The organism is Clostridium sp. MCC353, assembly GCF_018785315.1.
GTDB lineage: Bacteria > Bacillota > Clostridia > Lachnospirales > Lachnospiraceae > CHH4-2.
The window spans coordinates 55,335-69,095 of the sequence record NZ_WQPN01000006.1; the positions used below are offsets into that span (position 1 = coordinate 55,335).

Consider the following 13,761-nt stretch of genomic DNA (forward strand, 5'->3'; position numbering starts at 1 on the left):
GGCGCTTTAATCAATCGATCATTTTAATTCCTCCATGCCGGAGCAGTTCATGCGCAAATATTGCTAACGCAAGTTTTGCTAACGCAAATTTTTGCGTTGCGTAGGCGCGCGCTGAGAATTTCAGATTCTCAGCTGCGGTTCAAACTTGTGGCTCCGGCACAAATTGGGGTGTGAAAAATAAGCCATCAGGATTATTTTTCACACTAATCTAAACTCCATATAAGAAGGATAAATCTTATTATGAAAAACCGTCAGCTCCACATCCCCTTCCGGCTGCAGGAAATAAAATCCTTTTTCCGCACACGTAAGGGAAACCCGGAGCCTGTGGCCCGCTTTCACCACATAATGAACCGGCATCAGGTCAATTTCCAGCCGGTAAGGCCGCCCTGGCAGCAGCTTCTGTTCATCCAGTTGGTTTCCCCTGTGCCATGGCAGGTTTAAAAAGTCATAAGGCGGCACATGGGTCTGCCGCTTGGACGCCCTTAAATGCCCGTCTGTCATCTGTCTGGAACCGCCGTCCGGGGAAACGTCCGTCACCGTCACAAACAGGTCGGTGTCCTCCGCCGAAGCGGCGATCCATACCGAAGCCAGGCCATGGCCGGTGATATGAACCGGCTTATCAAAGGCTTCTGTGGTATAGGTAACCGCCTTCTTTTCCAAATCTGCCGGACAGGGCGTCTCCACCCCGTCCCCGATATCGAAAACCGCTTTATAACTGCTGCTGCCTTCCATCTCTTCATAAGGCATGCCGGTCAGGGTTCCGTCCAAAGCTGATTCAATAGTCCCCGACGGCTTCCCGCTGAGATAAAAACGGATCGGTTTTTCCCCGAAAACAGGCCAGTCTTTTACAAACGTCCAGTCCTTTCCCGGTTCTCCATTAATAGTTTTTATGTAAATGGGATCTTCCTCCATGATCTTGTTATCGATCCCTTTCAGCCAGTAATCATAAAATCTAAGATGTTCTATGACCAGGCTCACTTCCCGTTTTGGCCGGGTATGGAACCATGGCCCGATGATCATCTTTTTCGGCAGGGTCAGATTCCGGTACATGATAACCGTATCCCGGCGGAATACGTCAAACCATCCGCCCATCAGGTAGACAGCCGCGCTTCCGCTGTTGATCCGGTCTTTATAGGTGCTGGCGCTGACCTGGTTCCAGTACCGGCTGTCACTGTCCTCACACCAGTCATCCCGGTTTTTCAGGTTTTGAAACAACGGAATCTGTCTGTCGTTATAAATATGCTGTTCTGCGGCTTTTTGAAGCAGAGTGCGTCCCTCGTCCCCATCCACGGGAACGGCTGTCTCCATATCCTGCCTCCAGTCCTGATCCGGCTGGCTGCCGAAGGCCCTGGCGATTCCGCCCCGTACCCAGCCATCGTATTTGTTGAAATCCGTCATGCAGACACAGGCAGCTTTCAAATGGGGCGGACAGGTTCTCAGCACCTCAAGCTGGGTCTGTCCGGTATAGGAAGAGCCGAACATTCCCGTGCTGCCGTCGCAGAAGTGCTGAGAGGCGAACCACTCGTTGATCTCATAGCCGTCCATGGCTTCCTCCACACTGTTTGCAGCCCAGCGCACTCCTTCAGAAGCTTTTGTGCCGCGGCAGTCGGCGTATCCTACGATATAGCCATGTGACGTGAGCACATCCACCATAATATCCCATTGTATATTCTCCAAATCATCCCCAGCCGGATCCTCTTTTAAAGTCCTTCCCGGAATCAGACGGCCGTTTTCATAGAGGGCGCGGCCATAAGGCGTCAGCCGCCAGACCACCGGCAGAGGTTTTTCCTCCACAACGCCATTTTTAACCGGCCTGTAATAGTCCACGGCGATCCTGGTGCCGTCTCTCATGGCCACATATTGGCTGAACCGTTCTGCCCCGTCATACTCCGGGGCGGAATAACCGGAATATCGGCCTGGCGCGGATATTTTCTCTTCCATTTCAAACCTCCTTACTCACTGCATCTCCAATATTTCCCGCACACACCCTCTGCCCATGCAAAATCAGCTTTTCCCATTCTTCAGTCTCTCTTTTATCCTGTCACCAAACAAATTCCATACAATACTGATCATGGCCGCAATCAAAAGTACACAGGAGACAGGTCTTGTAAAGAAATCCAGCAGCCCATGTTCACCATAGTTAAATGCCCGGCGCAGATTCGTCTCCAGCAGACTTCCCAATATATATGTCATCATAAACGGCATGACCGGAATCTTGAAATATCCCATAAATACCCCCAGCAGACATGCAAACAGGGCCACTAATACGGAAAATACATTGTTCGACGTCAGATAAGCGCCCAGAAATGCCACCACAATGATGATCGGATAGAGGAAATGATAGGGCGTGGTCAGCATTTTTGGAAATAACGGCATTCCCGCCATCTGTGCGATCAGCACGACCACAGTCGCCAGCATGGCTGCGATATAAAGAGTATAAACTACCTTTGTATTCTGCAGAAGGAGCTGAGGGCCTGCGTTGATTCCATGGATGCTCATCGCCGTAATAAAATAGGCCATAGCGCCATTTCCCGGAATTCCCAACGCGATCATAGGGGTCATGGCCCCGCCGATCACCGCATTATTGGCAACTTCCGGGGCCATAACACCTCCGATTGCGCCCTTTCCCCACTGTTCCTTGTCTTTCGCCGCATTTTTTTCATTGGCGTAGGCCAGCACGCTGGCCGTTGCGGCTCCCAGCCCGGGCATAAAACCGATCACAGCCCCCAGGCCAAAGCAGCGCCCGATGAGAGGCAGATGTTCCTTAATATCTTTGGCAGGCCACCTAAACCGGTCCACTTTAATATTGACCGCCTCTTTTTTCTTAGTATCCCTGGCATATTCCATTAAAATGATCCTGGCCGCGAAAAGTCCCATCAGCAGATTGACCATGTTCATTCCGTTCAGCAGATACATATTTCCAAATGTGAACCGTGTTACTCCCCCTACCGGGTCAGTTCCCACACATCCCAGCAGAAGGGCCAGCCCCATGGAGATAAATCCCTTTACCAAATCGTCCTTAGATAAGGCGATGACCAGGGTAATGGCGCAGAAGCAAAGGGAAAAATATTCCCACGGCCCCAGTTTAACCGCCCATTTGGCAATCACCGGACATAAAAACATGGCCAGGATTAAGGACGGCATGGTGCCGATAAAATTGCTGACTACCGCCGCGCTGAGGGCGCGGACCGGATCCCCTCTTTTCGTAAACTCGTATCCGTCCCAGCAGGTGGGAATGGACGAACTGGTTCCCGGGATTCCAAGCAAAATGGAACCGATGCAGCTTCCCGAGGTGCTGCCGATATAAATTGCCATCAAAAGTCCCAGAGCCAGGCCGGGATCCATTTTATAGGTCAGCGGAAGCAGAACCACGGTCAGCATTCCGCCTCCAAGGCCCGGAATCGCTCCCAACACCATTCCAGCCACTCCGCCCAGCAATATGTAAACCAGTCCGACGGGCGACGCCACATTTTTAAAGGCGCTGATCATTGTTTCAGCCATTGTTTCCTCCTTTCATCCTCTACAGCCTGAATTTTCCTGCCGGCAGATTCACTTCCAGCAGTTTCACATACAGCAGATACATGATGACAGCCACGGCCGCCACATAGAGCACTTTCTTCCAAACGGCCACTCCGCTTCCCTTAGAAAACAGGAAACAGGTCAGAAATACGGTCATCGGAACCGCAACCTTATATCCCAGCCAATACAGCGCTCCGTAATTCAACAGGTAAATCCCGAACAATAGCCAAAAACGTTTCCACTGCTCCAGAGATAAATAGGCTTTATAAGGCGTCCTGTTCTTGCGCACGATCAGCACCAGGCTGAAAATACCGATAATAAAACAGGACACATAGGGGAACAGCCGGGGGCCCGGATCTCCCACAATGTTGGTCTGTTTAATCCCGGTGGTATAGTATGCGAAAACCAGAGAGAGCGCCAGCATGATAAATCCCAGGATTCTGTCTTTATTCACTTCTTTCTGCATCATTTCCCCCATTTCTCCGGCCTTTATCTGACCGCATCATACATATCAAATACTTCGTCATACATCTTAATGCTGTCCTCATGGTTCAGCACTTCCAACTGGTTATTGGTAGTTTCTGCCCGGTCCGCAAATTCCTGGTCTTCCGGCAGTTTGAGTAAAAGGTCATTTAATTTTTGAACCACATCCGGGCTCATTCCCTTGGATGCGATGATAAACTGGCCTCCCGTAACAATTTTATCTCCCAGCCCGATATCCGTAAAAGACGGGACATCGGGATAATCCGCTTCCCGTTCCTTAGAAATAAATGCCAGCGGTATCAGGTCACCGGTTCCTTTATAGCCGTCCAGCGTATTGTAAGAGGCGATGAAAATGTCCGCCATGCCGCCCAAAACATTGGTCACCTGTTCACTGCTGGATGCCTGCAAAAGTTTTACATCCAAATCCAGCCCTTTACAGAGAATCGCCGTATAAGCTTCGCTGAGGGAACCGGATGATATAACGACCCTCACTTTACCTGGATTTTCATGGGCGTAATTCACAAATTCATCAAATGTTTTAAACGGCGCGTCTTTAGAACACACAATGGCGTTGGAATGGGCCCCGGTTATCACCCGGTTTACGATTGTAAACTGCCCCTCGTCCCTCACATCGTATTCATATTGTCCGTTCTGATACAGGTTCACGCCCTGACTTCCCACCATTGCGATATGATAATCCGGATTATCGGATGTTCTTATGCTTTCCAGCATAACCGCCCCGCTGCCGGTGGGCTCGTTCTGGATCACCACAGTGCCGCCGGCGGCCTTTTCCAGATAATCCCCCACGATCCTGGCTGCCGTATCCGTGGCTCCTCCGGCGCTTCCCGGCACATGAAGGGTTATATTCTCTTCCGGCCATTTGATCTCAGGGCCGGTTCCCTCTGTCTGGCTCTCTTTCGCTTCTGCTCCCTGATCTTTAGAAGCGGCAGTTTCTTCCTTTTTCTCCGCTGCCGCAGCAGTCGTTGACGCCGGTTCCTTTGCCGCCGAATTAGCCGCCTCAGCGCTGCATCCCGCCAGCGCCAGCCCCATAACCATAACTGTCCCCACAATTACTGCCAATCTCTTTTTCATAGTTTTTGTACTCCTTTATGTATTTTTATGTAACTTATTTTAACTGAATCCCCAATTCAATCTCATACCACTTATACTGTTCCGGGAAACAAAATCTGCTGTCAGCCCCCACTTTGTCCAGTTCCTGCCGGACTTTCTGCTCCGCTTCCTGAAAACTCATTTTCCATTTGTTTTCCACCTTTTCATGATGGTGGGGCAGCACAATGGCTGCGCCGAATTCAGCGCATTCCCGCGCATATTCCTCAGGGCTGTTAAACGCGGTCTGGCGGATCAGAATGTTAGGGCAAAATTCCCTGCCAATCCTGTAAATTTCCCGGTTCACCGCGTATCCGCTGACCATCATGATCCTCAAATTGTTGGACAAAGTCATTAAAATGTGATAGCTTTCCAGCCATCCAAACTGATCCGGTACTCCATGTCCATCGATTCCGAAATTCCGCATCGTCGTGCCAAGAGTGCTCTCCGGCCTGCCTCTTACCGGGTCCAATAGGCGGGTATGCTTCGCCCTGTAAAACTGAAACTTCACATTGCCGAAATCATAGTTTTCCCCATTGCCCACCGGGTAGAGATTGGCAAAGGAAAGATTGAAAAAACGGGCCAGCGGCATAGCTGACTGTTCTCCGATCATCAATTTGGGCTGAAATTTTTCAGACAGATATCCAATGTCCGACGTGTGGTCAAAATGAGTGTGGGTGCAGAGTATGTAATCCGCCCTTTCAAACTGTTCCGCCGAAAATTCAGGGAATTTGTGAACGGTGATATCCGGATCGGTAATGATGTGTTCCCCTCCCGGCAGGATCATTTCATAACAGGCTTCATAGATCCAGCGAATTGATAGTTTAGACATGGTTCCTCCTTTTTTAGTTGGTAATTTTTACTGCTATTTTTTAAATTTTTATAACAGTACCGTTGTTTTGTACAAAATGTATTATATTTACCAGCTTTTTTCAATCACTTTGACGCAGTTGGTCTTTTTTCAGACGTAGTTGGCTGAGTGGAGGGTGAATAATCTTCTGGCTTCCTATCCAGCTTGCCGGGAAATGGAATACCAGGAAATGGGATATCCGTGTGAATTTGCAGACAAGTGCAGATGTAAAAGATAAAATGGAATTGCACAGCTAAAATCAAGCGCCGGCCCCCATTTAATCAGCAGAAAACACAGAGCAGTTGAAACCGGGAATCAGGCTAATGTACGAATGGCTGAACAAAGCCTGATTCCCGGTAAGGATAATATCTGATTCTATGGCACAGGCATCACAATTTTCAGCACAAAATAGTGGTTGTCATCCACCTCCGCTGAATAACTCCCGTGGTATTTATCCAGCGCATATCCAATGCTGAGTATCCCGATTCCATGGAGTTTATCGTCTATTTTGCTTGAAACCAGCCTCTCCCCGTCCATGACCAGATCATTTTCAAAATAATTCATAAAACGGAATACCAGATATCCCTGGACGGTCCCGGCCTTGATATAGATCCTTCTTTTGTCCTCGTCCCTTACCTGAATGGACGCTTCAATGGCATTGTCCACGGCATTGGACACAATGGCGCAGAGATCAATTTCTTTGATAAAACCGGACTGTCTCAAATCCATGTTCACATTCATGCGGATTCCCTGTTCCTGAGCCCATTGCAGCTTTTCAGCCATCAGGCCGTCAATCACCCTATTTCCGGTTTCCGCGGCCAGAGTGGTCTCTTCTAACTCCTTCTGCATCTGTTTGATATAGGATTTTACCTGTGTGTTGTCATCCGCCATTTTTTGAATGGCCAGCAAATGGTTCTTCATGTCATGCTGCAGACAGCGGAGTTTTGTTTCTATTTTTTCCCGTTCCATCAGGGCCTGATAGCGGTAATTCTGGAGGGACAGCATCACCTCCAGCTCCCGCCGCTTTCCCTCGGTCTTGGAAAAACGCTCCATCACAACCACCGCTGCCAGCACCAGCACCACCAGGGCATAGTAATAAATGCTCATTTCCGACAGGGCATGGAACGTGTTCTGGTAATCATACCGGAACTTCATGGACTGTTTCATATAGATGATCACCAGGGAAATGAACAGGTAGATGCCGATAAAAAATGTATTGTTCTTTCTCTCCGAATTGAACTCACATTCCTTCCGCACAAGGCGCAGCATCAGGTAAAGAACTATAAATTGAACCAGATGGACAAAAATCACGTTAACAACGGAATTTGAAAAAACCGGCGTCTCTTCCGTCCTGAATTCAATAAAAGGTGACGCCATAAAAATATTGGTGAAATTGGTATAAATAATGGTGAGCAGCAGAACCAGATACAGTTTCTTTGCGATCTTTCCCTCCTTCAGCAGTACTAAATACAAAAAGGTGATGACACACCGGATCGCGAATCTGGCAGCCACGGTTTCGACCTGGAGATAAGGCCACATATGTTCCGGCCAAACGGTGACTATCATCCCCAGCAGCACAAAAAAACCGGCGCATTTTTGGATAGCTCCGGTCTTTTGGTCTTTCATAGGCCAGAAAAAATAGACCACGGAAAACATATCGTTAAACATTCTGAGCACAATCTTAACTACATCATGAGCCATCTATACAGTCCCCCCCAGATATTCCGCCATTCCCTTCAAAAACTCCTTTTTCCGGTTCCTGCTGACAGGGATCTGTTCCCCATTATGAAGTGTTAAACTTTCGGCCGATACGGAGGCCACATATCTGAAAGAAACTAAAAACGCCACATGGCACCGTCCAAATCCCCAGCCCTTCAGTTCTTCTTCCAGGCCGGAAATCTTTCCATGAAAACTTAACGCGCGGTCTTTCAGATGTAAAATCACTTTATGGTTCTGAACTTCTATATAATAAATGGACGCGGATCTGACCCGGTACACCTTCTGCCCTTCCCTGATGAGAAGCTCCTTCCCCCTGGCTTCTTTCAGTTTCTTTATGGCAGCGGTCACTTCAATTCTGAAATCCTCATACTGAACCGGCTTGGTCAGAAAGCTGAAGGCCCGCACCCGGTATCCTTCTATGGCGTACTGGGCCATGGAAGTGATAAAAATAATGCATACATCCTTTTTCTGCTCCCGGATTTTCTTCGCCGTCTCAATCCCGTCTAACTCTCCCATCTTTATGTCTAACAGCAGGATATCCAGCTTTTCAGGATAGTTTTCCAAAAGCTCCTCCCCGCTGTTAAAAACGAAAATCTGCGCCTCTTCCCCTAATGAGGCGCAGAGTGTATCTATATAGCCGTTCAGGACTTCTGCGGCATCCTTTTCATCTTCACAAACAGCAAAACGAATCCTCATTTCACCTTACCCCCTTTAGGGTTTATTTTAACGAAATTTTAACGGTTAAGCAACTGTTAATCGGAAGGACAAAAGATGGACGACGGAGCATGGTACAGGTTTGGATACTGCAATTAAACTGTTAATCTAATCCTTTTTGTGGTATGATACAAATAGTGAGTATCTGTTATTTGAGAGGAGGCGATTACGTGATTCAGAAGAAAAAATTGCCAATTGGTAATGATGAGTTCCGTGAGGTCCGGGAACTGGATTATTACTATGTAGATAAATCCCTGATGATTAAGGATTTCCTGGAAATGGGTGACAAGGTGGCTTTGATTGCCCGTCCGCGCCGGTTTGGAAAGTCCCTTAATATAACGATGCTGAAAGAATTTTTTGATATTATGGCTGACAGCCGGCGGCTGTTTGAAGGTCTTGCTATTATGGAAACCCCCTATGCAGCGCGGATTAATTCCCTGCCAGTCATATATTTTACTTTTAAAAACTGCAGGGGCGCAACCGTGGAGGAGCTGATTTTTACTTTAAAGCGGGAGCTGCTGCGGGAGTATTTACGATATGCTGATGTTGTGGCAAAGCTGCCTGCAGAATCATTTGACAGAGAGAATTTTTTTGATATTTTAGATACATTAAAAGATAAGAAATCTTCCTATATTTATCTGACAAACTGCCTGGTTGATTTAACGCGCACGGTAGAAGCCTGTTTTAGAGAAAAACCAATCCTCCTCATTGACGAATATGACCAGCCAATCATGAGCAGTTACGAATACGGCTATCACGATGAACTGGGGGCATTTTTCTCTACTTTTTACGGTGCAGCTATGAAGGGAAACCCATTCTTGAAGCAGGCACTGCTCACAGGTATTCAGCGAGTGGCAAAAGAGAGTATTTTTTCTCAGTTGAACAATCCACAGATTTATACTGTAATTGATCGTGAGTATGCACCATATTTTGGAATGACGCCATTGGAGGTGGATCAGCTCTTACAAGAATATGGATTGGAGCTAACCGATGAAGTACAGAAGATGTATAATGGCTATCAGATTGGCGGATTTGAAATGTACAATCCATGGTCCATTCTGAATTATGCAAAAAGGGGCTGCCTGGGAAACTATTGGGTAAGGACATCTTCGAACTTTCTTGTGCGCAAAGCTCTGTCACATGCAGATAAAAACTTTTGGGACCGGTTTGACGAACTGGCCGCGGGGAAGTCAACTACAGTCTGGCTGACATTGGATACTTCTTTTGTGGAGCGTGAGAGCAACTACAGCCTGTGGGGGCTTTTGGCTAATGCCGGATATATTACCATCGTTAAACGGATTGATTTTAATTCAGCAGTTGTACGCATACCGAATGAAGAGGTAATGGCAGAATTTCAGATGTTGGTTACAGAGATAGCAGGAATTGATGGGCAGGACTTGAGACAGATGCTGTCCTGCCTGCTGCAGGGAAAGATGGACACATTCTTTTCTTTGTATAAAGATATCGTTATTTCCTGCACCAGTTATATGGATGCCAGAGAGAACGCTTATCATATGCTGTTTTTGGGAATGTGTATAACACTCCGTGGTAATTACGAAGTGACCAGTAACCTTGAAGCCGGGTATGGCCGCAGCGATATCACTCTGCGTGCATTAATTCCGAAAAAGCCGAATATAATCGTTGAATTTAAACAGGGTCCGGATATTGAAAATTTGGCAGAACAGGCTTTAGAGCAGATTATTGAGCAGAAATACTACTGTGGATTGAAAGGAACAACAATCTGCGTCGGCCTGGCCCATGATAAGAAAAAGTGTCAGCTTACGTATAAGAAACTTGATCTTTAAAATAATTCATCTTCCCATAAATGCAGGAAATGCGAACACATTTTTAATGTGAACACATTTTAAATGTGCCCGCATTTCCTGCATCGACAACTTTTATATGCATTTCATGTAATTTACCTCAGGAATCAGTTCTATCAATCCACACAATCATTTCTCCAATTTCCAAACATCCCTGTTATACTCCTCAATCGTCCTGTCGGAAGAGAAGAATCCCGCCTTGCTGATATTAACCATCATTTTCCCAGCCCACTCCATCCGGTTTTCATAATCCCGGAAAGCAGTTTCCTTGGCTTCACAGTAGGCGTCGAAATCCGGGAATGTCATAAACCAGTCTTTTGTGAGCAGTTCATGATAGAGATTTTCCAGATTCTCCTTGCAGCCAACGGCCATCATTTCCTCTCCTACGATGAAGTCCACAGCTTCTTTAATCGCCGGATTCTTGTCATAATAATCCTTGGAGCAGTAAGTTTCCGCTTTATACCGTTCAATTACCGTCTCGCTGGAATCTCCGAAAATGTAGATATTATCATCTCCCACCAAACGATGGATTTCCATATTGGCTCCATCTTCCGTTCCCAGCGTCACCGCGCCGTTCAGCATGAATTTCATATTGCCTGTGCCGCTGGCTTCTTTGGAGGCCAGGGAAATCTGCTCCGAGATATCACAGGCCGGAATCAGTTTTTCCGCCAGGGTGACATTGTAATTGCTGACCATAACCACATTCAGATATGGTTTCACTTCCGGGTCCTGGTCGATGATCTGCTGTAAGCAGAGAATCATATGGATAATGTCTTTGGCAACCGTATAAGCAGGCGCCGCCTTAGCGCCAAATATGGCGGTAATCGGTGTTTTCGGCTTTTTCCCCGCCTTGATCTCCAGATATTTGTGCACCAGATACAGAGCGTTCATCTGCTGTCTCTTGTATTCATGAAGGCGTTTGATCTGGATGTCAAAAATGGAGGCAGGGTTGAGTTCCAGGTTTTGGGTCTGTTTCAGATATTCTGCCAGTTCCGCTTTCTTTCCGTCTTTTATCTCCAGAAGCCTGGTGAGAACCTGTTTGTTTTCCTTCAGTTCTTCGCTGCCCAATTTTTCCAGCTCTAAAGCATCCTTTTTATATCCGTCCCCGATCAGGGAGGTGATCAGTTCCGTTAATTCCGGGTTGCAGTGCATCAGCCATCTTCGGAAGGTGATTCCATTGGTTTTATTATTGAATTTCTCAGGATAAATGGCATAGAAATTATTCAGTTCCGTCTCTTTTAATATATCCGTATGAAGGGCGGCAACTCCATTTACGCTGAAACCGTAGTGGATATCAATATGGGCCATGTGAACCCGCTCGCTTTTATCAATGATATATACGGACGGATCATCGAATTTCCTGCGGACTTTATCGTCCAGTACTTCCATGATGGGAATCAGCTGGGGCACGGTTTCTTTGAAATAATCCATGGGCCATTTTTCCAGTGCCTCCGCCAGAATGGTGTGGTTGGTATATGCGCAGGTCTTGCTGACGATCTCAATGGCGTCGTCCATCTCCATTCCGTGTTCAGTGGTGAGGAGGCGGATCAATTCCGGAATGATCATGGTTGGATGGGTGTCGTTGATCTGGATCACGGCATAATCCGGCAGGTCGTAAAGATCAGATCCCTTGGCCCGGGCTTCGTCGAGAATCAGCCTGGCTCCATTGCTGACCATGAAATACTGCTGGTAAATGCGGAGGACCTGACCGGCCCTGTCGCTGTCGTCGGGATAGAGGAACAGGGTCAGATTCTTTTCGATATCCGTTTTGTCGAATTCGATGCCATTTTCCACCAGGGATTCATCCACTGTCTCCACATCGAACAAATGGAGCTTGTTGGTGCGGTTGTTATAGCCGGTCACTTCGATGTCGTACATTCTGGATGTGAGGGTGAAATTTTTATATGGAATCCGATAGGCAACATCTGTTTTCGTCAGCCAGGATGTATTGGTGATCCATGGATTGGGCTGTTCATCCTGCTTGTTGTCCTTAAAATACTGTTTGAACAGGCCGAAATGGTAATTCAGGCCCACACCGTCCCCATTGAGGCCCAAAGTCGCGATGGAATCCAGAAAGCAGGCGGCCAGACGGCCCAGGCCCCCGTTTCCAAGGGACGGCTCCGGCTCCACTTCCTCTACGGCGCTCAGGGATTTTCCATGGGCGGCCAGAAGTGATTTCACATCATCGTAAATTCCAAGATTGATCATGTTGTTGGAAAGCAGTTTTCCGATGAGGAATTCGGCAGAAATGTAGTAAAGCTTTTTCTTACCCGCATTGGTTTCTTTTTTTCCTGCCATATTCTGTACGATGGTGAGAAGTCCTGTGTACAGTTCTTCATTGGTGCAGGATTCCAGTTCTTTGCCGCAAATGTCTTTGAGCATCTTTTCTAATTCATTTCTATTCATAGTGTGATCTTCCTTTCATGATTGGAGCGGTTTGTGGCTGTCTGTCAGACAACGGCCTTGGCTGTTATTATAGATTACATTTTGTACTTTTATCTGTATTTTAAAATAATCACTCCATTTTTTCTTGCATAATCATGTTTTATTATTGTACAATACTATCAATTAATAGAAAGGCAGGAATGGACATGAAGATACCGGAACGGGAACATTACAGAGACTATCATGAGGTAAAGGAACACGCTGGGAAAGAGTTTCCTTTTAATATCTATCCCTGCTCCATTCCCCTGGACTTTCCCCAGGTGGGGGTGCACTGGCATGAGGAACTGGAAATCATTGCGGTGAAAAAGGGATGCGCCGCAATCACCGTGGATACGGTGTTCTATGAGGTTTGGGAGGGGGAGGCCATTGTGGTATTTCCGGGCCAGCTCCATGGAATCGGACAAAAGAACGCTCAAACGGTGGAGTATGAAAATATTATATTTCTCCCCCACATGCTTGAATCGGGAAACCAGGACCTCTGCACACAGGAATTTCTGATGCCGCTGATGGAAGAAACAGCCTGCCGCCCTCTCCATATAAAAAGGGATTTGACCGGATATAAGAAATTTTCAGAATTCATCAGCCAATTGGACGATCTGGGCAGGGACCGGCCTTTTGGATACCAACTGGCTGTAAAAGGGCTTTTGTTCCAGTTTTTATATCTGATATTCAGGGGAAATTATTGGAAACCGGCGGAAAAACCTAAGAAATCCCGGGAACGTATGAAACAGCTTTTGGGATATATCGAAGACCATTACGGAGAAAAGATCACCATAGAAGACGCGGCGGCCATGTGCTATTACAGCAATTCTCATTTCATGAAATACTTTAAACAGTATATGGGGATGCCTTTCACAGAATATCTAAATGACTACCGTATGATCCAGGCCGGACGCCTGCTTTTGGCATCGGAAGAACCGGTGACGGCGGTAGCGCAGAAATGCGGATTTGATAATATCTCTTATTTTAACAGGCTGTTCCGGCAGAAATATCAGACGGCGCCGGGGAAATACCGTAAAAATAATGGGGGGAGGTAGAAAAAATGCAGCGGAGGGCGGCAGAAGGACTTGCCCGGGCTTTGTTCCAGGCCCTGTCCCCTCA

10 protein-coding genes are annotated in these 13,761 nt (G+C 47.1%); 2 read left to right on the forward strand and 8 right to left on the reverse strand.

Features of this window, described 5'->3' with window-relative positions:
• Positions 1-198: 198 nt before the first annotated feature.
• The 7 genes from GPL15_RS01460 to GPL15_RS01490 all read right to left on the reverse strand — a co-directional run bounded on the left by GPL15_RS01460 (position 199) and on the right by GPL15_RS01490 (position 8,374).
• The gene (locus GPL15_RS01460) at positions 199-1,941 is read right to left on the reverse strand and encodes a CocE/NonD family hydrolase (RefSeq protein ID WP_215695253.1); all 1,743 of its coding nucleotides are present in this window, start codon (positions 1,939-1,941) and stop codon (positions 199-201) included.
• A gap of 63 nt (positions 1,942-2,004) precedes the next feature.
• Positions 2,005-3,501, reverse strand: coding sequence for a tripartite tricarboxylate transporter permease (locus GPL15_RS01465; RefSeq protein ID WP_215695254.1), 1,497 nt, complete (start codon positions 3,499-3,501; stop codon positions 2,005-2,007).
• A gap of 19 nt (positions 3,502-3,520) precedes the next feature.
• Positions 3,521-3,988, reverse strand: a complete 468-nt coding sequence (locus GPL15_RS01470) for a tripartite tricarboxylate transporter TctB family protein (RefSeq protein ID WP_215695255.1) — start codon at positions 3,986-3,988, stop codon at positions 3,521-3,523.
• A 20-nt stretch (positions 3,989-4,008) separates the two neighbouring features.
• A complete protein-coding gene (locus tag GPL15_RS01475; RefSeq protein ID WP_215695256.1) occupies positions 4,009-5,094 on the reverse strand; it encodes a tripartite tricarboxylate transporter substrate-binding protein in 1,086 nt (361 codons plus the stop codon).
• A 34-nt stretch (positions 5,095-5,128) separates the two neighbouring features.
• Complete coding sequence (locus tag GPL15_RS01480; protein ID WP_215695257.1) at positions 5,129-5,941, reverse strand: MBL fold metallo-hydrolase; 813 nt, start codon at positions 5,939-5,941, stop codon at positions 5,129-5,131.
• 393 nt (positions 5,942-6,334) lie between these two features.
• Positions 6,335-7,660, reverse strand: coding sequence for a sensor histidine kinase (locus tag GPL15_RS01485; RefSeq protein WP_215695258.1), 1,326 nt, complete (start codon positions 7,658-7,660; stop codon positions 6,335-6,337).
• Positions 7,661-8,374: a LytTR family DNA-binding domain-containing protein gene (locus GPL15_RS01490; protein WP_215695259.1), complete on the reverse strand. Its 714-nt coding sequence runs from the start codon at positions 8,372-8,374 to the stop codon at positions 7,661-7,663.
• A 188-nt stretch (positions 8,375-8,562) separates the two neighbouring features.
• Between GPL15_RS01490 and GPL15_RS01495 the strand changes: the two genes are divergently transcribed.
• On the forward strand, positions 8,563-10,197 hold the full coding sequence (locus GPL15_RS01495; protein ID WP_215695260.1) for an AAA family ATPase: 1,635 nt from the start codon (positions 8,563-8,565) through the stop codon (positions 10,195-10,197).
• 147 nt (positions 10,198-10,344) lie between these two features.
• Here the strand turns inward: GPL15_RS01495 and GPL15_RS01500 are convergent, their stop codons facing one another.
• The gene (locus tag GPL15_RS01500) at positions 10,345-12,621 is read right to left on the reverse strand and encodes a glycogen/starch/alpha-glucan phosphorylase (protein WP_215695261.1); all 2,277 of its coding nucleotides are present in this window, start codon (positions 12,619-12,621) and stop codon (positions 10,345-10,347) included.
• A gap of 179 nt (positions 12,622-12,800) precedes the next feature.
• Here GPL15_RS01500 and GPL15_RS01505 point away from each other — a divergent pair, with 179 nt between their 5' ends.
• A complete protein-coding gene (locus GPL15_RS01505; RefSeq protein ID WP_346344877.1) occupies positions 12,801-13,697 on the forward strand; it encodes an AraC family transcriptional regulator in 897 nt (298 codons plus the stop codon).
• Positions 13,698-13,761 lie beyond the last annotated feature (64 nt).

Coding starts and splice junctions, on each gene's coding strand:
- GPL15_RS01460 (WP_215695253.1), bottom strand. CDS start 1,941: ATGGAAGAGAAAATATCCGCGCCAGGCCGATATTCCGGTTATTCCGCC.
- GPL15_RS01465 (WP_215695254.1), bottom strand. CDS start 3,501: ATGGCTGAAACAATGATCAGCGCCTTTAAAAATGTGGCGTCGCCCGTC.
- GPL15_RS01470 (WP_215695255.1), bottom strand. CDS start 3,988: ATGATGCAGAAAGAAGTGAATAAAGACAGAATCCTGGGATTTATCATG.
- GPL15_RS01475 (WP_215695256.1), bottom strand. CDS start 5,094: ATGAAAAAGAGATTGGCAGTAATTGTGGGGACAGTTATGGTTATGGGG.
- GPL15_RS01480 (WP_215695257.1), bottom strand. CDS start 5,941: ATGTCTAAACTATCAATTCGCTGGATCTATGAAGCCTGTTATGAAATG.
- GPL15_RS01485 (WP_215695258.1), bottom strand. CDS start 7,660: ATGGCTCATGATGTAGTTAAGATTGTGCTCAGAATGTTTAACGATATG.
- GPL15_RS01490 (WP_215695259.1), bottom strand. CDS start 8,374: ATGAGGATTCGTTTTGCTGTTTGTGAAGATGAAAAGGATGCCGCAGAA.
- GPL15_RS01500 (WP_215695261.1), bottom strand. CDS start 12,621: ATGAATAGAAATGAATTAGAAAAGATGCTCAAAGACATTTGCGGCAAA.
- GPL15_RS01505 (WP_346344877.1), top strand. CDS start 12,801: ATGGACATGAAGATACCGGAACGGGAACATTACAGAGACTATCATGAG.